The following is a 19255-nucleotide window of genomic DNA, read 5'->3' as shown; positions in this document are numbered from 1 at the left end:
CCCCTTGGGCAACGAAACCCCTCTCGACCGGTTCAAGGCGGTCCTCGGCGGCACGGCGCGCACCATCGCGCAGGAGCCGGAGGTCGAGCTCGCCTTCACCGCCGATGCGCCGACCTCCTCGGGCAAGCATATCCGCGTGCCCATGCCCGGCCGCGCCCTGCCCGCCGAACAGGTGGCCGAGGCGCGCGGATTCGCCGATGCCTTCGCGTTGCGGCTGAAGCTGCACGACACCGCGCTCCACGCCAGGGCCGCCCCGGTCGAGGCGGTGGCGCGCGCGGTCTATGACGCGGTCGAGACGGCGCGGATCGAGGCGCTGGGCGCGCGGGGCTATGCGGGGATCGGCGACAATCTCGCCCATGCGCTGGACGTACGGTTGCGCTCCGACCCGCTGACCCGTGCGCGCAACCGCGACGAGGTGCCCTTGTCGACCGCGCTGGGGCTCATCCTGCGGGAACGGATGACCGGACGGCCTTCGCCTGCCGAAACCGCACCCGCCCTGGCGCTGGTCCGCGACTGGCTGGAGGGGGCGACCAACCTCGACGCGCTGGCGGGCGCGATGGACGACCAGAAGGCGTTCCAGTCGCTGACCGCCAAGATGCTCGCCGATCTCGAACTCGCCGAACCGCCTGCCGAACCCGATCAGGCCGATGAAGGCGGCGACGATCAGGAAGGCGAGGACGAACAGCAGCAGGACGAGAGCGAAGAGGATAACGACGAACAGGGCCAGGGCGAAGGCGAGGTCGAGGCCCGCGCCGAGAAGCGCGACTCGGACAGCGAGGACGGCGAATCGCAGGAGCAGAGCCAGGACTCGCTCGACGATCTCGACGGCGAACCCGGCGAGGATGGCGACGAAGGCAGCCAGCCGACCCGCCCCAACCGCCCGCTCAACGATCTGGCGTCGCAATTCGACTACAAGCCCTGGACCACCCAATATGACGAGGTGATCGCGGCGGGCGAGCTGTGCGACGCCGACGAACTGGCGCGGCTTCGCGGCTATCTCGACCAGCAGCTGGCGCATCTGCAATCGGCGGTGTCCAAGCTCGCCAACCGACTGCAACGCCGGTTGATGGCGCAACAGTCGCGGTCCTGGGATTTCGACCAGGAAGAGGGCATTCTCGACGCCGCGCGGCTCGCCCGCGTCGTGGTCAATCCCGGCCAGTCGCTGTCCTACAAGATCGAGCGCGACACCGATTTCCGCGATACGGTCGTCACCCTCCTGATCGACAATTCGGGGTCGATGCGTGGGCGGCCGATCGGCATCGCCGCCATCTCCGCCGACATCCTCGCGCGCACGCTGGAGCGGTGCGGGGTGAAGACCGAGATTCTCGGCTTCACCACCCGTGCGTGGAAGGGCGGGCAGAGCCGCGAGACCTGGCTGGCGGCCGGTCGCCCGCCGCAGCCGGGACGGCTGAACGACATCCGCCACATCGTCTACAAACAGGCCGACGAGCCGTGGCGGCGCGCGCGCAACAATCTCGGCCTGATGATGCGCGAAGGGCTGCTCAAGGAGAATATCGACGGCGAAGCGCTGATGTGGGCGCATAGCCGCTTGATCGCGCGGCCCGAGGAGCGGCGCATCCTGATGGTCATCTCCGACGGTGCGCCGGTCGACGACTCCACCCTGTCGGTCAATTCGGGCAGCTATCTGGAACGCCATCTGCGCCAGGTGATCGGCTGGATCGAAAGCAAGAGCCCGGTCGAGCTGATCGCGATCGGCATCGGCCATGACGTGACCCGCTATTATGCGCGCGCGGTGACGATCATGGATGCCGAGCAGCTGGGCGGCACGATCATCGAGCAGCTGGCCAGCCTGTTCGACACCGAATGAGCCGGATCGCGGCCCCGGCGGAAGGATTCGTCGGTCCGGTCAAACGCTCGATCACCATCGCCGGGCACCAGACCTCGATCAGTCTGGAGCCGGTCTTCTGGACCGCGCTCGAAGAGGCGGCGCTGGCGCACGCCCTGCCGCTGTCGGCTCTGGTCGCGGAGATCGATGCGCTGCGGATCGTGGTGGAAGACCCGCCGAATTTGGCCAGTGCGATCCGGTCCTGGTTGTTCCTGCGGCGGTGATTCCTTTCTTAAGGCAGCTACGCCTTCCCCACCTCCGTTCAGCCTGAGCGAAGTCGAAGGCCAAGGGATGGCCTTTGTGATTGAGGCGAGGGCGGGGGCATGGGCTTCGACTTCGCTCAGCCTGAACGGGGGGTGGGGAATGAGGCCGCTATAGAACGCCCCCGATTGACGCCGCCCTTCGCCTCCGGCAGGGCGCGCCGTCTGTTTCGGGGTTTGTGTGGCCGGAATTTCCCTTCGCGATACGGCATTGCAGGTCCATCGCTGGCTGGGGCTGGGGATCGGGCTGATCGCGATCGTCCTGGCGATCTCCGGCGCGATCCTGGCGGCCTCGCCGATGCTGGAGCGGATCGCCAACCCCGCCCGCTTCCGGATCAGCGGCGAACAGCGGCAGGCCGCCTCCCTCTATAGCGACGCCGCGCATCGCCGCCTGCGCCCCGGTGAGCGGATCGCGGCGCTGTCGCTGGAACAGGGTTCGTCGCCCGTCATCGTCACGCTCAAACGAACTGGCAACCGGACCGACGACCGGGCGCAGCGGCTGCTGTTTCTCGACCCGCCGACCGGACAGGTGCTGGCGAGCGGCTGGAAGGATGGCGGCGTCATCGGTGCCGCACGGCGGGTGCATGACGGGCTGTTCCTGTCGGGCCGGGGCCGATGGATCGTCGGTCTGGGCGGTATCGGGCTGGTGCTCGCCAGCCTGACCGGGCTTTGGGCGCAGGCGACCCGCGAGCGACCGAAAACATCCGCCAAGCGTCCCCGCCACGAATCGCGGTGGACGATCATGCACCGTCGCGTCGGGCTGTGGTCGGCGATCCCGGTATTGGCGCTGACCGCAACCGGGCTGGCAATCGTCCCGGCACCCAGCATGACCACCACCCCCGCCGCGCCGCCCGTTACCCGTGCGGCCCTACCCGTCGACCGTGTCGTTGCCAGCGCGAAGGGATGGACGCACGGCACGCTGCGCACGATCGACTGGCCGACCGAGCGTTCGCCCGACTGGATCCTGCATTTCGAGGGTGGCGAACCGAGCGTCGTCAAGGTCGCCGACGATAGCGCCAAGGCCCTGGCCGCGCCCGCTTATGCCGGGCCGGTCATGCTGTCCTGGGTCCGCCGATGGCATGGCGGACAGGGGATGCCATGGATCTGGTGGCCGCTCGCCGCGCTGACGGGGTTGCTTGCGGCCTGGGTCGGGGCGACCGGGTTGATCGCCTGGGGTCGCCGCCCGAAGGTCAGACGCGCTCGGCGTTGAGCAGATCGGCGGGGTCGAGGCCCAGCAGTTCGATATGGTCGCGGATGCGCGGCCATTGCACCGACAGGAAGCTCTGCCGCTCCGCGCTTCGCAACCGGTCGGCCGCGCCCGGCATCACGAACATGCCGACCCCGCGCCGCACCTCGACATAGCCGTCGTCCTGAAAGCTCTGATAGGCCTTGGCGACGGTCAGCGGGTTCGCACCCTGTTCGGCGGCCAGTGCCCGCACCGAGGGAAGCTGGTCCCCCGTGCGATAGGTGCCGTTGAGAATGCCCGCCGCGATCGTCCCGCGCAGGCGGATGTAAACCGGGCTGTCGTCACCGCTAAGAGCTGTCATGCCGAGTTAATACAGCATGCGCAACGCGATGTCGAGCCGCTATCGCGATAACGTTTGCAAGACCGCCGTGCGGGACGCTCGCTTCATCCCGCCCAGGTCGAGACGATCCGGCCCATGTCGGGGCGCGGCCGCTCGTCGAGCGGACGGCTGGGCGTGCCGATGAAGACGAAGCCGACGATCCGCTCGGGCGCGGCGCCGAACGCATCGCGCACCGCATCCGAAAAGGCGGGCCAGCCGGTCAGCCAGCCCCCGGCATAGCCCATGGCATGGACGGCATGAAGCAGGTTCATGCACGCCGCGCCCGCCGACAATTCCTGTTCCCACAGCGGGATATGGCTGTCGGTGCGGGGCGACGACAGGACGACGACCAGATCGGGGGCCTGGTGCGCGAACTGCTCCAGTGCGGCGATCTCGGTCGCGCCCGCCTGCGGCCGTTCGGCGCGATAGGCGGTGGTGATGACCTCGGCCAGCCTCGCGCGCGCTTGCCCAGGCACGATCACGAAGCGCCACGGGGCCAGCTTGCCATGATCGGGCGTGCGCGCCGCGATGCTCAGGATCTGCGCCAGTTCGTCCGGACGGGGGCCGGGGGCGATCAGGTCGCGCGGCTTACCCGAACGGCGGGTCGTCAGCAGCAAAAGCGGGGTCGAGCGGTCGTTGAATGCCATGTCGGTCATGGCTTCGATCCTTACGTCGTCGCGCATGATATTTACAGTCGCGGCTTTGGCGTTAGGTTACCGAACCATTACGCCCCCGCGTGCGCCCCTGGTCGCACCGGGGGCGATCCCGATGGAGTGAACGCCAGTATGGCGAGTGCGTATGAAGCCGCCGCGCGCGGCAAGACGGTTCTGGGGCATCCCCGAGGCTTGTTCCTATTGTTCTTCACCGAGATGTGGGAGCGTTTTTCCTATTACGGAATGCGCGCCATCCTGGTCTTCTACCTGACCAAGCATTTCCTGTTCACCGACGAACCGGCGTTCGGCATCTACGCCGCCTATACCTCGCTGGTCTATGTGACGCCGGTGATCGGCGGCTATCTGGCCGACCGCTATCTGGGGGCCAGACGCGCGGTGCTGGCGGGCGGGCTGTTCATCGCCTTTGGCCATATATTGATCGCGGTCATGGAGGGGCCGCAAGGTGCGACGGGGGCCTATCTGGAGGGCTTCTACCTCGCCCTCGCCTCGATCGTGATCGGTACCGGTTTCCTTAAGGCCAATATCTCGGTGCTGGTGGGACAGCTCTATGCGCGCGACGACATGCGCCGCGACCCTGCCTTCTCGATCTTCTACATGGGCATCAATGCGGGCGGCGCACTGGGCCCGATCGTGTGCGGCGTGCTGGGCGAGACGGTAGGCTGGTCCTATGGCTTCGGCGCGGCGGGCGTGGGCATGCTGCTCGGCCTGATCGCCTTCATCACCCTGAAGCGCGAACTGCACGGCGCGGGCGAAGCGCCCTCACTGCCCGTATTGCGGGCGCCCGTCGTGGCGGGCCTGTCGCGCGAATGGCTGATCTATCTGGGTTCGATCGTCGCCACGCTGGCGGTATGGCAGCTGATCCAGCATCAGGATGCGGTTGGCACGCTGCTGGTCGTATTCGCGGCCGCCACGGTGCTCTTCATCCTGTGGCGCGCGGTGTTCCAGCTGCCCAAGGTCGATCGCGACCGCATCTTCGCCGCGCTGTTCCTGATCGCGCTGTGCCCGCTCTTCTGGGCGTTGTTCGAGCAGGCCGGGTCGTCGCTGAACCTCTATACCGATCGCTCGGTCGACCGGACGCTGCTGGGCTGGACCATTCCCGCCTCGGCCTTCCAGTCGGTCAACTCGATCTTCATCATCCTGCTGGCCCCCCTGTTCGCCGCGCTGTGGACGATCCTGGGCAAGCGCGGGTGGGAACCCAGCGCGCCGTTCAAGTTCGGTATCGGTCTGGTCGGTGTGGGCGCAGGCTTCATGGTGCTGGTGGCGGGTGCGGCGGCCTATGCGGGGGCCCCGACGCCGGTGATCTTCGTCATCCTGGTCTATCTGATCCATACGATGGCCGAGCTGTGCTTCTCGCCCGTCGGTCTGGCGGCGATGACGCGGCTGTCGCTGCCCAGCATGACGGGCCTCATGATGGGCACCTGGTTCCTGGCGACGGCGGCGGGCAACTTCATCGCAGGGCTCATCGCCCAGGCGACCGGCGGCGAGGGCGCGGGGCCGGAAAAGGTGCTCGACGTCTATACCCGGATCGGCTGGTTCTCGATCGGCATCGGCGTGGTCGTGCTGGTCGTATCGCCCTTCATCGCCAAGCTGATGCACCTCGACCTGCTGAAGGCCGAAGCCGCGCTGGCCGGGGACAAGGAATTGGCCGAACCGGCGGCGGCGGGCATCGATACGCGGCTGGAGCAGAAGCCGCATTGATGGGCCAGGGCGGTTGGGCCACGTGCCTGACCGCCCATCCCCACCTCCGTTCAGGCTGAGCGAAGTGGAAGCCCACGCCCAACCCTATCCGCGTGACTTTGCACGGATGGGATTCGATCTCGCGGAGACGCGAAGGCGCGGAGGCGCAGAGAGGTTCGGATGCGCTTCGGCGCACTTGCGCAGTTCGGCGTTCCGCTTTGCCGCACCGTTGTTATGTCAGGCCAGCCTAGCGGCTGGATACGCTCCCTCCGCGCCTCCGCGTCTCCGCGCGAAACACCCTGTCTCCGTTCGCACTGAGCGAAGTCGAAGTGCACGGGATGCCACTCGCGGGAAATCCGTTGCGTGAGCTTCGACTTCGCTCAGCCTGAACGGGGATTGGGGACGCGCTTACAGCCGCGTCATCGCCATTGCGCGCTCGCCATAACGCGGCCCCGCCGTCCCACCACGCGGCGAGGCTTCGTCCAGCTTCGCCAAGTCCTCCGCCGTCAGAGTCACTTCCGCCGCCTTCATCGAATCCTCCAGCGTCGCGCGTCGCTTGGAGCCGGGGATCGGCACGATATCGTCGCCCTGCGCCAGCAGCCATGCCAGCGCCACCTGCGCCGCACTGGCGTCATGCACGGCAGCGATCTGCTTCACCACCTCGACGACCTGAAGGTTGCGATCGAAATTCTCCTCCGAATAACGGGGATCGCCCAGGCGATAATCCCCCTCGGGCAGGTCCTCGCGCCGGGTAATCTGCCCGGTCAGGAACCCGCGCCCCAGCGGGCTGTACGGCACGAAGCCGATGCCCAGTTCGCGTACCACGGGCAGGATGTCCGCTTCGACATCGCGCTCCCACAGCGAATATTCCGACTGGACCGCCGCGATCGGGTGGACAGCAGCGGCGCGGCGGATCGTCTCGGCGCTCGCCTCCGACAGGCCCAGGCGCCGCACCTTGCCCTGCTCGACCAGGCGGCCCATGGCGCCGACCGTCTCCTCGATCGGGACATTGGGGTCGACGCGGTGCTGGTAGAACAGGTCGATCGTCTCGACGCCCAACCGCTTGAGCGACCCCTCGCACGCCCGCTGGACGTTTGCGGGGGTCGAGTCCACGCCGGTCATGCCGTTCTCGTCATAGCGAAAGCCGAATTTGGTCGCGATCACCACCGCATCGCGCTTGCCGCGAATGGCCCGGCCGACCAGTTCCTCATTGACCAGCGGGCCATAGATTTCGGCGGTGTCGAACAGGGTCACGCCCAGTTCGATCGCGCGGTGGATGGTGGCGATGCTCTCCGCCTCGTTCGCCTCGCCATACATGTTCCGGCCGACACCGGCCATCGGCATGCAGCCGAGGCCGAGCGCGGAAACCTCGAAATCGGGGCCGAGCGTGCGATACTTCATGAGACGTCCTCGTCGATGGTGCGGCTGCCCCGGGAAACGGTCGCGGTGGCGGCAAGGTCCATGCTGACATTGCCCAGTGTCCGGAAGATGTCGGGAATCGTCTCCACCGCGATCAGCAGCCCCAAGGGCGCGGCGGGCACCCCCAGCGCGACGCACACCGGCGCGATCGAGGCGAAGAAGGTGATTTGCGACGGCAGGCTGGCCGAGCCCAGCGAGCACAGGATCGCGACCACCACGGCGGCCGCGACCGAGGCCATGCCGGGCACGATGCCGAACCAGTCGGCGATATAGAGCGCCACCGCGACGTTCATCGCGGGCTGCGTCCCCCGGAACATCGCCACCGCCATCGGCAGGACAAGGCCTGCGGTCGCTGGCGCGATGCGTAGCGTCTTCGTCCCCTCGATCATCGCGGGCAGGCTGGCGAGCGAGCTCTGGGTCGAGATGGCGACCGCCTGGGCCGGGGCCAGCGCGCGGGCGAAGCGCGACAGCGGCACCCGCGCCGCCAGCAGCGCCACGCCGTACGCCATCAGCATCACGATGACGCCGATACTGGCGATGATCGTGATGTAATGTGCCAGCGCCCCGAACGCCCCGCCCCCCGCCGTCGCGCCCACGACGAAAGCCAGCGCGAAGACGCCCAGAGGTGCCAGCCACAACACCCATCCGATCAGGACCAGCATCGCGTCGCGGATCGCCGTGAAGAATTGCAGCAGCATCGCCCGCCCCTCCCCCTCGATCCGCGTGATCGCAAAGGCGAAGGCCAGGGTAAACAGGATCAGCGACAAGAGCGCATTGTTCGTGGCGGCGGCAAAGATGTTGGTCGGCACGATGCCGGTGACGAACTCGGCGATCGGCGGCGGCGGCGCGACCGGTTCGGCATGGCCCAGCGCCGCCTTCAGCGCGGCGGCCGCCTCGCGCGGGATGGGCAACAGGTGCAGCAGGGCGGGCGTGACCAGCGCCGCCATCGTCGCGGTGAGTGTGACGAGCACCAGAAAGGTCATGATCGCCCGCCCCGCGATCCGCCCCGCCTGTGCCGCCTGCGCGGTCGAGGCGACGCCGGTGATCAACAGCGTGACGACCAGCGGGATGACCGTCATCTGCAACCCGTTCAGCCACAAGGTGCCGACCGGCCGCGCGACGAACACCGCGCCCGCCGCCATCGAGGGGGCGAGCGTCGCCGCCCCGACGCCGATCAGCAGACCGGCGGCAAGGCAAAGAAGGATCAGGGTCGCGCGCGACATGGATGGTTCTCGCCTATTTGGAGCTTTGGCCAAGGTCGCGCTAAAGGATGCGCGCAACCCGATTGTTCCACATCCTCTTAATCCGGCAGGGACTTGGCCGCATGGCAAGAAAATATTTCGGCACTGATGGCATTCGCGGCGCGACCAATGGCGCGGTCATGACGGCCGAGATGGCGATGAAGGCCGGCATGGCCGCCGGTGCCTATTTCCAGCGCGGCGACCACCGCCACCGCGTCGTCATCGGCAAGGACACCCGCCTGTCGGGCTATATGCTCGAATCGGCGCTGGTCGCAGGCTTTACCAGCGTCGGCATGGACGTCGTCATGCTCGGGCCGCTGCCCACGCCCGCGGTCGCGATGCTGACCCATTCGATGCGCGCCGATATCGGCGTGATGATCTCAGCCAGCCATAACCCTTTCGCCGACAACGGCATCAAGCTGTTCGGCCCCGACGGTTACAAGCTGTCCGACGAGGCGGAGGAGTCGATCGAGGACCTGATCGAGCAGAATGTGCCGCTGGTGCCCTCGGGCAAGATCGGCCGCGCGCGCCGGGTCGACGACGCCGCCGGGCGCTATATCCACTTCGCCAAGTCCACCTTCCCGCAGGCGCTGCGCCTGGACGGCCTGCGTGTCGTGATCGACTGCGCCAATGGCGCCGCCTACAAGGTCGCGCCCGCCGCGCTGTGGGAACTGGGCGCGGACGTGGTCGCGATCGGCGTGACCCCCAACGGGACCAACATCAATGACGGCGTCGGCTCGACCGCGCCGCAGACGCTGGCCGAAACGGTGGTGGCCAGCGGGGCGGATATCGGCATCGCGCTGGACGGCGACGCCGACCGGCTGATCATCGTCGACGAGACCGGCGCGGTGGTCGATGGCGACCAGCTGATGGCGATGATCGCGACCAGCTATGCCCGCGAAGGGCGACTGGCGGGCGGCGGCCTGGTCGCGACCGTCATGTCCAACCTGGGTCTGGAGCGGCATCTGGCCGCACAGGGTCTGGGCCTGATCCGCACCAAGGTCGGCGACCGCCATGTGCTGGAGGCGATGCGCACGCGCGGCTATAATGTCGGCGGCGAGCAGTCGGGGCATATCATCCTGTCCGACTATGCCCGCACCGGCGACGGTCTGGTCGCCGCGCTCCAGGTGCTGGCCGAACTCAAGCGCGCGGGCGCGCCCGCCAGCGAGGTGCTGCACCGCTTCGATCCGCTGCCGCAGTTGCTCAAGAATGTCCGCTTCGCGGGCGGCAAGCCGCTGGAGCATGAAAAGGTCCAGGGCGTCATCGCCGCCGCCGAGGCCGAGCTGGCTGGGCGCGGTCGCCTCGTCATCCGCCCGTCGGGCACCGAGCCCGTCATCCGCGTGATGGCCGAGGGCGAGGACAAGCGTCAGGTTGAGACCCTTGTCGACCGCATCTGCGACGTGGTGCGCGAGGTGGCCGCCTGATGCTGGAGATGCGTCCCGATTGCGAGCGTTGCGGCGCGGACCTGCCCCCGAGCCAGGGCGGCGCGTTCATCTGCTCGCTCGAATCCACCTATTGCGCCGAATGCGCCGACGAGCTGGACGAGACCTGCCCCGATTGCGGCGGCGAATTGCTCGACCGACCGACCCGCATGGGCCGCGTACTGAAGGCCAATCCCGCTTCGACGCAACCCCGCTTTCGCGGCTAACCTCGACCCCGCGTGCCCGCGGCTCTATGCGGGCAGTATCACATATAAGGAGTTTCCATGCCCCAGCTCGTCCTGATCCGCCACGGCCAGTCCGCCTGGAACCTGGAGAACCGCTTCACCGGATGGTGGGACGTCGACGTGACGGCGCAGGGTGCCGCCGAGGCGCGCGCGGCGGGCGCGATGATGGCGGAGAAGGGCTTGGACTTCGACCTGACCTTCACCAGCCTTCAGACCCGCGCGATCAAGACGCTGAACCTGGCGCTGGAAACCATGGGTCGCCTCTGGCTCCCGACCGAGAAGCATTGGCGGCTGAACGAGCGCCATTATGGCGGGCTGACCGGCCTGGACAAGGCCGAGACGGCGGCCAAGCATGGCGACGAGCAGGTGAAGATCTGGCGCCGCAGCTTCGACGTGCCCCCGCCCCCGGCCGAGGCGGGCGGCGAGTTCGATGTGTCGAACGATATCCGCTACAAGGGCATCGACGTGCCGCAGACCGAAAGCTTGAAGGACACGATCGCCCGCGTCCTGCCCTATTGGGAAGAGCGCATCGCGCCAGCGCTGCGCGACGGCAACCGGGTGCTGATCTCGGCGCACGGCAATTCGCTGCGCGCGCTGGTCAAGCATCTGTCGAACATCCCGGACGACGAGATCACCGGCCTGGAAATCCCGACCGCCCAGCCGATCGTCTATGAACTGGCCGACGACCTGACCCCGACCGACCGCTATTATCTGTCCGAACGCTAAGCGATCGGGAGACGCGGGGGATCTGACGTGCGATCGCCCCGCGTCCCAAGCACTTTGCGCCATTGCGGCTTCGCGTGAACCATTTGCTTCTCACGCGAAGCCGCAAAGACACGAAGATCTTATTCGCGCGGAGACGCGGAGGCGCGGAGATTTGGTCTGCGGCGCAAGCCTGTCGCCCCAATGGCAGCGCATTGTCGTCTTCCGTTCAAGAGGGTGGGCCACGCGGCCGCCCATACCGGCACCTCCGCGTCTCCGCGTCTCCGCGCGAACCCAACTCTACCCTACGCTCAGGCTGAGCGAAGTCGGAGTCCACGCCGCCACGCCTGCACCAAAATGCGCGAGAGAGTATACGGAAACGCATAGCAATGGTTGCCCCCCTCGCCGCGTGCCGCTAGTCAGCCCGCTTCCCCGGCGACGGGGCCAAAGGGGCTAGAGCGGAACAGCGGATATGATTTCGGTCGGGATCATCATGGGGTCCACGTCGGACTGGGAAACCATGCGGCACGCCGCCGAGACTCTGGAGGCGCTGGGCGTCGACCACGAGACCCGCGTCGTCTCCGCGCACCGCACGCCGCAGCGCCTGTACGATTACGCCACCGGCGCCGCCGATCGCGGGATCAAGGTCATCATCGCGGGCGCGGGCGGTGCCGCGCATTTGCCCGGCATGGCCGCGTCGATGACGCATCTGCCGGTGCTGGGTGTGCCGGTCGAGTCCAAGGCGTTGAAGGGCATGGATAGCCTGCTCTCGATCGTCCAGATGCCCGGCGGCATTCCCGTCGGCACGCTGGCCATCGGCAAGGCGGGCGCGATCAATGCGGGCCTGCTCGCCGCCTCGATCCTGTCGCTGTCCGACGAGGGCCTCGCCGAGCGCCTGAAGGCGTGGCGCCAGCGCCAGACCGACAGCGTCGCCAACGATCCGCAAGGGTAAGCCAATGAAGCCGGGTTCGACGATCGGGATATTGGGCGGCGGCCAGCTGGGCCGGATGCTGGCGGTGGCCGCCGCACAGCTCGGCTATCGCACCCATGTGCTGGCCCCCGATGAGGAAAGCGTCGCGGCGCAGACCGCGTCCTCGCTGACCCGCGCCGATTATCACAACAAGGTGGTGCTGGCCGATTTCGTCGCCGCCTGCGACGTCGTGACCTACGAATTCGAGAATGTCGACGTGACGCCGGTCGAATGGCTGGCCGAACGGCTGCCCGTCCACCCCGCTCCGGCCGCGCTCCGTGTCGCGCAGGACCGGATCGCCGAAAAGAGCTTCGTCGAGAAGGTCGGCGGGCGCCCTGCCCCCTGGGCCGAAGTGAACTGCGCCGCCGACCTGACCGCCGCGCTGGAGCGGATCGGCTGCCCCGCCATCCTGAAGACCACGCGCTTCGGCTATGACGGCAAGGGCCAGGTGTTGATCCGCGACATCAGCGAAGCACCTGCCGCGTTCGAGGTGATCGGCGGCCCCGCCGTGCTGGAAGGATTCATCCACTTCAGCCACGAATTCTCGATCCTGATCGCACGTGGGCTGGACGGCAGGACGGTCCGCTACGACCCGCCGCACAATGTCCACCGCGACGCGATCCTGCGCACCTCGAGCCTGCCCGCTCCGGCCGAGATCGCGGCGCAGGCCGAGGAAGCGACCGCGCTTGCCATCCGCATCGCCGAGGAACTGGGCTATGTCGGTGTGCTGGCCTGCGAGTTCTTCGCGACCGAGAACGGCCCCGTCTTCAACGAGATGGCCCCGCGCGTCCACAATTCGGGCCATTGGACGATCGAGGGCGCCGAAACCTCGCAGTTCGAGAACCATATCCGCGCGATCTGCGGCCTGCCGCTGGGTGATACGTCGCTGACCGGCGCGCAAGTGCAGATGGAAAACCTGATCGGCGACGATGCGTGGGAGTCCGCGCTGACCGAGAAGGGTACGCATCTGCACCTTTACGGCAAGGGCGAATCACGGCCTGGTCGCAAAATGGGGCATATCACGCGAGTGCTGCGCTAGGTTGTGATCACATCGCATCGAACCAACACATGCCCCTCCCCTGAAGGGGAGGCGTGAATTCATCGCTTGTCATCTTGCTGTGAGCCCGGTCGCTAGGGTCGTTTTTTGACATCGAAGGTCACGGGCACCAGCACCTGGGCCTGATAGACTTCATCGCCCTTCATCACCGGGCGGATGCGGAATTTCCGGTAGAGTCCCAGCGCCGCCGGACCGAAACCGCTTCCTCTTGGCCGTTCGGCGGCGATCGAACAGCTTTTGGGTTGGCCGGGCGTCGGGACGAAGCAGAGCAGGACCGCCACGCCGCTTACGCCGCCGTTTCTCGCCCTTTCGGGAAAGGCCTCGTCGATCAGCTCCTGGGGCGGTTTTTCGATCCACTCGGCCAGCGCGAAGCGAAGCCTCCCCTCCCCCGGTCCATCGCCATCACCGCGTCCGTTGCCGGTTCCCTGCCCTTCGCCGCCGGTGCCGTGTCCACTGGCAATACCGACGCCCCGGCCGTCCGACGCCGCCGTCCCGGCGCGCAGCGGCAGGTCGGTGCTGAACTCCGCAGCGGGGGCGGGCCGATCGACCCGATCGAACCGCGCCGGGGCGGCAGCGGCCGGTGCCGCCTGCTCGGCCATCGGCGCCCTTGTCGGACGTGGTGATCCGCCCCCGGCGGTGGGGCGAAGGACCGCGCTCTCCCGCTTGACCGGTTGGGCGGAGACCGGCGGCGGCGTGACGGGAACGGGCGGCGGGTCCGGCGGGCGCGGCAGGTCGAACAGGATCAGCGCGGGGCGTTCGGTCGGACTCGTCGAGGGCCGTGGCGCCCCCCAGAGCAACAGCGCCAAGAACGCGACGTGAACCATTGCCGTGGCGATGACGGCCGTCCGCCGCCGCCCGCCATCCGGCCCGATCGAAGCCCTGACCTGCATCGCGATATTCTCCCGCTCAGGAGGATCACCGCGATGCTGATTGCGGTCAAGCCTTGGCCCATTCCTCCCCGACACGGCGCAACACGTCGAGCGGTACGCGGCCATGGCGCAGCACGGCGGTGTGGAACGCCTTCAGGTCGAAGCGGTCGCCCTTTTGCGTCTTGGCGGAATCGCGAATGTCGACGAACACCGAATGGCCGAGCTTATAGCTCGCCGCCTGACCGGGATTGACGCAGTAACGCTCGACCTCGCGGGTGGCGAAGCCCTCCGCCTCGCCCTCGGCCTCGACGAAATGGCGGATCGCCTGTTCGCGGGTCCAGCGCAGATGGTGCAGGCCGGTATCGACGACGCAGCGATTGGCGCGGAACAGCAGGAACTTCAGATATCCCAGCTGCCCCAGCGGATCGTCATCATACATGCCGATCTCGTCCGCCAGCTGCTCGGCATAGAGGGCCCAGCCCTCGCCATAGCCCGAAAAGCCGTTGATCTTGCGGATCAGCGGCAGGCGCGTGTTCGACAGCGCAAGGCCGCTCTCCATCTGATGGCCCGGCAGCCCCTCGTGATAGACGGTCGTCGCCAGGCAGAATTTGGGCCAGTCGGCGCTGTCCTTCAGGTTGAAATAGACGAGCCCGGGGCGCGAGCCGTCGATCGCGGGAGCCTGCGCAAAGGCCGCCGCCGCGCCCGCCTCGGTCTGCGGCGGCACGCGGCGCACCTCGAAACCATAGGGCGGGATGCGCTCGAACACCTGGGGCAGGCGGGTGCGGATCGCGTCCAGCCGCGCGTTGCAATAGGCGATGGCCGCGCGCTTGCCCTCATCGGTATTGGGATAGAGCTGGTCGGCATTCTTGTAGAGCGCGGCCATGCGCTGCCCGACACTGCCCTTGGTATAGCCCTGTTTCCGGAGCAGCGCATCGAGCCGCGCCGACAGCATCGCTGCCTGGTCGCGGCCGAAGCGGTGCACCTCGTCGGGCGAGAAGCTGGTCGTCGTATTGGCCTTCAGCGCCACGGGATAATAGGCCGCGCCTTCACGCAGTTTCCAGACGCCCGCGTCATGCGTGGCCTTCGCCCGGAGTGCCTTGGCATAGGCGATCTGGCGGTCGAGCGCGGGCAGTATTTCGGCGTCGTAGATCGTCCCGGCCTGTGCGGCGTAACGATCGCCCAGCCCCTTTTCGGCCGTGCGACGCGCGAGCGACTGGACGACCAGCGCCTGGTCGGCGGGCTGGCGCGTCTTGCCCATCTGTTCGAGCGCGAGGTCCAGGATGAAGTCGGGCGGCACCACGCCTTGCCCCGCATCATGGCGCATTCGGTCGGTCTGCGCGTCGATCTGCCGGGCAAAGGCGCGCATCCGCATCAGATAGGCGTCGGCATCGCCCGTGCTGGCGATCTTGTGCTTGGTGTCGAGGAAATCGGGGACCGACTGGTATGCGCCCGACAGCTGCGACACGACATAGGGGCTGGGGCCGTAGGAGCTGCCGCCGAAATCGAACGCCTGCACGGCCTGGGCCGAACGGCGGGTATAGAGGATCGATTCCAGGTCGATCCGCTCCTCGGGCGACAGGGCGGCGGGATCTATCGCCTGCAACCGGGTCAGATCGGCCTGCGTCGCGGCCTTCGCCGCCGCGATTCCGGCGGGCGACTGGTCGGAAAGTCGGCTGCGCAGATCGGCATTCGCGCCGGTGTCGAGGCCGAGATTGGTCGCGGCTTCGGGGCTGCGGCGGAGCTGTTCCTGGACCAGCGTGTCGAACAGGGCGGTGAGTTTGGTCGAGGGGGTATCTTGCGCAACGATGGCCTCGCTTTGCGCAGCGACGGCCATGGCGGCGGTTCCGCCTAGGAAATGGCGACGGTCGATCATGCTGGTCCCTCGTGTGTCTTTGAGGGCAGCGTAACGGGATTTGACGGGAATTGAACCAGTTATGTCGCGAAGGTTTTCGCGTGGGCTTCGACTTCGCTCAGCCTGAACGGCTGTTGGGGTATGGGGCTTGATACCAAATTCCGTTCAGCCTGAGCGAAGTCGAAGCCCACGCCCCACCCCCAATGGAAAGGGCGGCCCGTCCTCCGACGCACCGCCCTTCCCCAATTCAGCCCGCGGAAATTACCCCGCGCGCGTGCCGGACAGCGGGAAGCTGCCGAACGCGCCCGCACCGACCGAGCCGGTCAGCGTGTCGCCATCGGCGGTCGCTTCGCAGTCCAGCGTCATCGGCATCGGCGAGGAGATCGACATCTTCCACGTGATCGTATTGCCCGACACGTCGCCCTCGATCTCCATCGCGCCCATCTGGCCGCCGCCGGAACCGGTGAAGCGATCGCCCTCGGTCGTGACCGTCAGCGTCATTTCCTGGTCGCCCAGCGGCGACTTGACGATGCAATCCCAGGTTCCGTCGATATCCGCCATTCTCACTCTCCCTTATTGTGCCGCCGGGGCGGTCGCGACGATCGCCGACGGTTCGACCACCTCGACGGGCAGGCCGAGCGTATCGAGCTGCGGCTTGACCGTCTTGGCATCGCCGACCACCACCCAGACGAAGCTCTTGGGGTTCAACGCCGTCTGGATCGACTTGTTCAGCGCCGGCAAGGTCATCGCCTGATAACGCTGGGTGATCGTCGCATAGTAATTGTCCGGGCGACGGTACAGGTCGTTGGCCTGCATCGCCGACAGGACCGCGCCCGAGGTTTCGAAATTACCCGACAGCGAACGGATCGCGCCGGTGATCGCGCGGTCATATTCGACCCGGTCCATCGGCTTGGTGGTCAGGAACTCGGCCACGTCGGTGCGCAGCGCGTCGATCGACGGGCCGGTCTTGTCCGCCTGCACCGGTGCCGACATGATATAGGGCGCTGCGAATTCCGAGGTCTGGAACCCGCCCCGCACGCCATAGGACCAGTGCTTGTTCTCCCGGATATCGGTGTTGATGCGGCTGAGGAAGCTGCCGCCCAACGCGTCGTTCGCCGTGTTCTGGAGCAGCAGGTCGTCCACCCCCTTCAGCGCGGTCGGCGCGCCCGCCATGATCATCGACTGCGGGCTGTCGGGCCGGTTTACCAGCACGATCTTCGGCGCGGAGGGCTGGCCCGCGGTGAAGCTCTTCACGCCCGCCGTACCGGTGCCCTTCCAATCGCCGAACACCCGGTCGAGCGCGGCCTTCACCTCGGCCAGCGGACGGTCCGAGGTGACGAAGATCTTCGCCTTGTCGGGACGCAGCCACGCCTGCTGGAACGCGATCAGCTGCTCGCGGGTCATCGCCGCGACCGCCGCCGGATCGCCCGCCCCTTGCGCCTTGGCATAGGGGCTGGTCGGTCCATAGACGAGCGGCGGCAGGACGCGGCCCGCCAGCCCCTGCGGGCTGGTCAGCTCCTGCTTGATGCCCGCCAGCGTCTGCGCCTTTACCCGCGCCAGTTCGGGATCGGGGAAGGCCGGGTTGCGCAGGATATCGGCATAAAGGTCGAGCGCGGGGGCCAGGTTGATGCTCGGCACGTCCAGGCCGACGACGGTGCGGTCGTTCGTCGCGCTCGACCCGATCGAGGCGCCCAGCCGTTCCTGCTCCTCGGCGATGGCGATGGTGTTGCGATGGGTCGTGCCCTCGTCGAGCATCGCCTGCACCATACGCTGCGTGCCCAGCTTGCCGGGCACGTCGGCGGCGATACCGGCATCGAACGAGGTTGCGATCTGCGTGACCGGCACGGCGGTGCGCTGGGCGTAGATCAGCTCGATGCCATTGGCCAGGCGGCTGCGCTGGACGGCGGGGAAGCTCAGCGGCTTGACCTGCCCCACATCGGGCAGCGGCCCACGCGTGCCCTGGGGCGCCTGTTCCGGGGCGGCGGGCACATCGGCACGCGGCGGCACCTTGGCTTCCTCATAGGCGTCCCGCGCGCCCGGCACGACGGTCAGCGTATAGGCCGGGCGCGACAGCCACTTGTCGGCCGCCGCCTTAACGGTCGCGGGCGTCTGCGCGGCGATCCCCTCGAGCTGCTTCTTATATTTGCCGGGATCGTTCGAGTAGAGCGTGCCCTCGGCCAGCGCGACCGCCTTGCCGCCGAAGCCGCCGACCGACTCCAGCCCCTGGACGCGGCCCGACACGAAACGGGTCACGGCGCGCTGCACCTCATCGGCGGTCGGGCCGTTCTTCAGGAAGTCGGCGAGGATCTCATCCATCCGCTTGTTGACCAGCGCCGGATCGACGCCGGGACGGACGATCGCCATCATGTTGAACATGCCGACCTGCGAGAAGGGACGGTCGCCCGCCGACACCTGCACCGCCAGCTTTTCCTGCTTGACCAGGATATTGTCGAGCCGCGACGAGGCGAGCCCGCCCAGGATCGAACCGGCCACGACCAGCGAGGCGGTTTCGGGATCGTTCAGCCCCGGCACCGCCCAGTTGCGGCTGATCATGACGGCGGCGACGCGGTCCTTCATCTCCTCGTTGACGGGCGCGGGCAGCGTCGGGACGGTGACGGTCGGCAGCACGCTCTTCGGACCCGGCTGGATCGCACCGAAATATTTCTCGACCAACGGCTTGGCGGTGGCGACATCGATGTCGCCCGCCAGCACCAGCACGGCGTTGTTCGGGCCATAATGGCTACGGAACCAGTCCTTCACCGTCTCCAGCGAGGCCTGGTCGAGATCGGCCATCGAGCCGATGGTCGAATGGGCATAAGGATGCCCCTCGGGGAACAGGCCGCTCAGGATCTTGTACTGGGTCAGGCCGTAAGGCTGGTTGTCGCCCTGGCGCTTTTCGTTCTGGACGACACCGCGCTGCTCGTCGAGCACCCCTTGCGTCACCGCGCCGAGCAGATAGCCCATGCGGTCCGATTCCAAGAATAGCGCCCGGTCGAGCGCGGCGGTCGGCACCGTCTCGAAATAATTGGTCCGGTCGAAATAGGTGGTGCCGTTGTAATCGGTGGCGCCCACCGACTTGAGCGGCGCGAAGAAATCGCCCGGTGCGTTTTCCGAGCCGTTGAACATCAGATGCTCGAACAGATGCGCAAAACCCGTCTTGCCCTTGGGCTCATGCTTCGACCCGACATCGTACCACACGCTGACCGCGACCACGGGCGCCTTGCGGTCGGTATGGACGACGACGCGCAGGCCGTTCTTCAGCGTGAAGGTCTGATAGGGGATGTCGACCGCCTTCACGAGCGCCGAGACGGGCGCGGGCTTGGCGGCGGCCACGGTCTTCGGCGCGGCCTGGGCCAGAACGGCCTGCCCCGGCACGACGAACGCAAGGGCGGCGGCGCCGGTCAGCGCCACGGACTTGATACGCATCTTTTTGAGTCTCCCCACTCAGGTGTATGGC

Annotated in this window: 17 protein-coding genes; 9 read left to right on the top strand and 8 right to left on the bottom strand. The window is 67.4% G+C overall.

The annotated features are described in order from the left end of the window. The first annotated feature begins 4 nt into the window (after positions 1-4). From cobT to GGQ89_RS00810, 3 genes are all read left to right on the top strand, one after another. Positions 5-1828, top strand: a complete 1824-nt coding sequence (cobT, locus tag GGQ89_RS00820) for a cobaltochelatase subunit CobT (RefSeq protein ID WP_184103309.1) — start codon at positions 5-7, stop codon at positions 1826-1828. Beyond that, a complete protein-coding gene (locus tag GGQ89_RS00815) occupies positions 1825-2070 on the top strand; it encodes a ribbon-helix-helix domain-containing protein (protein WP_056432059.1) in 246 nt (81 codons plus the stop codon). The genes cobT and GGQ89_RS00815 overlap by 4 nt, the downstream gene beginning before the upstream one ends. Positions 2071-2287: 217 nt before the next feature. Further along, a complete protein-coding gene (locus tag GGQ89_RS00810; RefSeq protein WP_184103307.1) occupies positions 2288-3316 on the top strand; it encodes a PepSY domain-containing protein in 1029 nt (342 codons plus the stop codon). On the opposite strand, the gene GGQ89_RS00805 is transcribed toward GGQ89_RS00810, so the two are convergent. Both GGQ89_RS00805 and GGQ89_RS00800 read right to left on the bottom strand, forming a co-directional pair. Next, on the bottom strand, positions 3297-3653 hold the full coding sequence (locus GGQ89_RS00805) for a GntR family transcriptional regulator (protein WP_042487130.1): 357 nt from the start codon (positions 3651-3653) through the stop codon (positions 3297-3299). The genes GGQ89_RS00810 and GGQ89_RS00805 overlap by 20 nt on opposite strands. Positions 3654-3736: 83 nt before the next feature. Next, positions 3737-4327, bottom strand: a complete 591-nt coding sequence (locus GGQ89_RS00800; protein WP_184103305.1) for a nitroreductase family protein — start codon at positions 4325-4327, stop codon at positions 3737-3739. Positions 4328-4456: 129 nt separating this feature from the next. Here GGQ89_RS00800 and GGQ89_RS00795 point away from each other — a divergent pair, with 129 nt between their 5' ends. Beyond that, positions 4457-6043: a peptide MFS transporter gene (locus tag GGQ89_RS00795; RefSeq protein ID WP_184103303.1), complete on the top strand. Its 1587-nt coding sequence runs from the start codon at positions 4457-4459 to the stop codon at positions 6041-6043. A gap of 387 nt (positions 6044-6430) precedes the next feature. On the opposite strand, the gene GGQ89_RS00790 is transcribed toward GGQ89_RS00795, so the two are convergent. Together GGQ89_RS00790 and GGQ89_RS00785 are read right to left on the bottom strand one after the other, a co-directional pair. Further along, a complete protein-coding gene (locus GGQ89_RS00790) occupies positions 6431-7423 on the bottom strand; it encodes an aldo/keto reductase (protein ID WP_184103301.1) in 993 nt (330 codons plus the stop codon). Beyond that, the gene (locus tag GGQ89_RS00785) at positions 7420-8664 is read right to left on the bottom strand and encodes a dicarboxylate/amino acid:cation symporter (protein ID WP_056432075.1); all 1245 of its coding nucleotides are present in this window, start codon (positions 8662-8664) and stop codon (positions 7420-7422) included. The genes GGQ89_RS00790 and GGQ89_RS00785 overlap by 4 nt, the downstream gene beginning before the upstream one ends. A gap of 101 nt (positions 8665-8765) precedes the next feature. On the opposite strand from GGQ89_RS00785, the gene glmM reads away from it, so the two are divergent. From glmM to GGQ89_RS00760, 5 genes are all read left to right on the top strand, one after another. Then, positions 8766-10106 (top strand): phosphoglucosamine mutase, encoded by a 1341-nt coding sequence (gene glmM / locus GGQ89_RS00780; RefSeq protein ID WP_076714689.1) that lies wholly within the window; start codon positions 8766-8768, stop codon positions 10104-10106. Then, the gene (locus tag GGQ89_RS00775; protein WP_056432079.1) at positions 10106-10330 is read left to right on the top strand and encodes a DUF1272 domain-containing protein; all 225 of its coding nucleotides are present in this window, start codon (positions 10106-10108) and stop codon (positions 10328-10330) included. The genes glmM and GGQ89_RS00775 overlap by 1 nt, the downstream gene beginning before the upstream one ends. 57 nt (positions 10331-10387) lie before the next feature. Next, positions 10388-11074 (top strand): 2,3-diphosphoglycerate-dependent phosphoglycerate mutase, encoded by a 687-nt coding sequence (gene gpmA / locus GGQ89_RS00770; RefSeq protein WP_056432082.1) that lies wholly within the window; start codon positions 10388-10390, stop codon positions 11072-11074. A 469-nt stretch (positions 11075-11543) separates the two neighbouring features. Next, positions 11544-12002, top strand: a complete 459-nt coding sequence (gene purE, locus GGQ89_RS00765; RefSeq protein ID WP_236696923.1) for a 5-(carboxyamino)imidazole ribonucleotide mutase — start codon at positions 11544-11546, stop codon at positions 12000-12002. Between the two features lie 4 nt (positions 12003-12006). After that, the gene (locus GGQ89_RS00760; protein ID WP_184103299.1) at positions 12007-13059 is read left to right on the top strand and encodes a 5-(carboxyamino)imidazole ribonucleotide synthase; all 1053 of its coding nucleotides are present in this window, start codon (positions 12007-12009) and stop codon (positions 13057-13059) included. Positions 13060-13151: 92 nt separating this feature from the next. On the opposite strand, the gene GGQ89_RS00755 is transcribed toward GGQ89_RS00760, so the two are convergent. From GGQ89_RS00755 to GGQ89_RS00740, 4 genes are all read right to left on the bottom strand, one after another. After that, positions 13152-13967: an energy transducer TonB gene (locus tag GGQ89_RS00755; RefSeq protein ID WP_184103297.1), complete on the bottom strand. Its 816-nt coding sequence runs from the start codon at positions 13965-13967 to the stop codon at positions 13152-13154. Positions 13968-14013: 46 nt separating this feature from the next. Further along, on the bottom strand, positions 14014-15819 hold the full coding sequence (locus tag GGQ89_RS00750) for a DUF885 domain-containing protein (protein WP_184103295.1): 1806 nt from the start codon (positions 15817-15819) through the stop codon (positions 14014-14016). 240 nt (positions 15820-16059) lie between these two features. Further along, the gene (locus tag GGQ89_RS00745; protein ID WP_076714681.1) at positions 16060-16359 is read right to left on the bottom strand and encodes a hypothetical protein; all 300 of its coding nucleotides are present in this window, start codon (positions 16357-16359) and stop codon (positions 16060-16062) included. Between the two features lie 12 nt (positions 16360-16371). Beyond that, positions 16372-19224: a M16 family metallopeptidase gene (locus GGQ89_RS00740; protein WP_184103294.1), complete on the bottom strand. Its 2853-nt coding sequence runs from the start codon at positions 19222-19224 to the stop codon at positions 16372-16374. Positions 19225-19255 lie beyond the last annotated feature (31 nt).

The organism is Sphingomonas yabuuchiae (assembly GCF_014199595.1).
Lineage (GTDB): Bacteria > Pseudomonadota > Alphaproteobacteria > Sphingomonadales > Sphingomonadaceae > Sphingomonas > Sphingomonas yabuuchiae.
Note: the sequence above shows the minus strand (reverse complement) of the source record. Positions and strands in the feature narration are given on the sequence as shown.

Excerpts from the sequence above, each read along its gene's own strand:
- gpmA (WP_056432082.1), top strand. The coding sequence starts at position 10,388 with ATGCCCCAGCTCGTCCTGATCCGCCACGGCCAGTCCGCCTGGAACCTG.
- GGQ89_RS00795 (WP_184103303.1), top strand. The coding sequence starts at position 4,457 with ATGGCGAGTGCGTATGAAGCCGCCGCGCGCGGCAAGACGGTTCTGGGG.
- GGQ89_RS00750 (WP_184103295.1), bottom strand. The coding sequence starts at position 15,819 with ATGATCGACCGTCGCCATTTCCTAGGCGGAACCGCCGCCATGGCCGTC.
- GGQ89_RS00775 (WP_056432079.1), top strand. The coding sequence starts at position 10,106 with ATGCTGGAGATGCGTCCCGATTGCGAGCGTTGCGGCGCGGACCTGCCC.
- GGQ89_RS00790 (WP_184103301.1), bottom strand. The coding sequence starts at position 7,423 with ATGAAGTATCGCACGCTCGGCCCCGATTTCGAGGTTTCCGCGCTCGGC.
- GGQ89_RS00815 (WP_056432059.1), top strand. The coding sequence starts at position 1,825 with ATGAGCCGGATCGCGGCCCCGGCGGAAGGATTCGTCGGTCCGGTCAAA.
- glmM (WP_076714689.1), top strand. The coding sequence starts at position 8,766 with ATGGCAAGAAAATATTTCGGCACTGATGGCATTCGCGGCGCGACCAAT.
- GGQ89_RS00785 (WP_056432075.1), bottom strand. The coding sequence starts at position 8,664 with ATGTCGCGCGCGACCCTGATCCTTCTTTGCCTTGCCGCCGGTCTGCTG.
- purE (WP_236696923.1), top strand. The coding sequence starts at position 11,544 with ATGGGGTCCACGTCGGACTGGGAAACCATGCGGCACGCCGCCGAGACT.
- GGQ89_RS00755 (WP_184103297.1), bottom strand. The coding sequence starts at position 13,967 with ATGCAGGTCAGGGCTTCGATCGGGCCGGATGGCGGGCGGCGGCGGACG.
- GGQ89_RS00805 (WP_042487130.1), bottom strand. The coding sequence starts at position 3,653 with ATGACAGCTCTTAGCGGTGACGACAGCCCGGTTTACATCCGCCTGCGC.
- GGQ89_RS00740 (WP_184103294.1), bottom strand. The coding sequence starts at position 19,224 with ATGCGTATCAAGTCCGTGGCGCTGACCGGCGCCGCCGCCCTTGCGTTC.
- GGQ89_RS00760 (WP_184103299.1), top strand. The coding sequence starts at position 12,007 with ATGAAGCCGGGTTCGACGATCGGGATATTGGGCGGCGGCCAGCTGGGC.
- GGQ89_RS00800 (WP_184103305.1), bottom strand. The coding sequence starts at position 4,327 with ATGACCGACATGGCATTCAACGACCGCTCGACCCCGCTTTTGCTGCTG.
- GGQ89_RS00745 (WP_076714681.1), bottom strand. The coding sequence starts at position 16,359 with ATGGCGGATATCGACGGAACCTGGGATTGCATCGTCAAGTCGCCGCTG.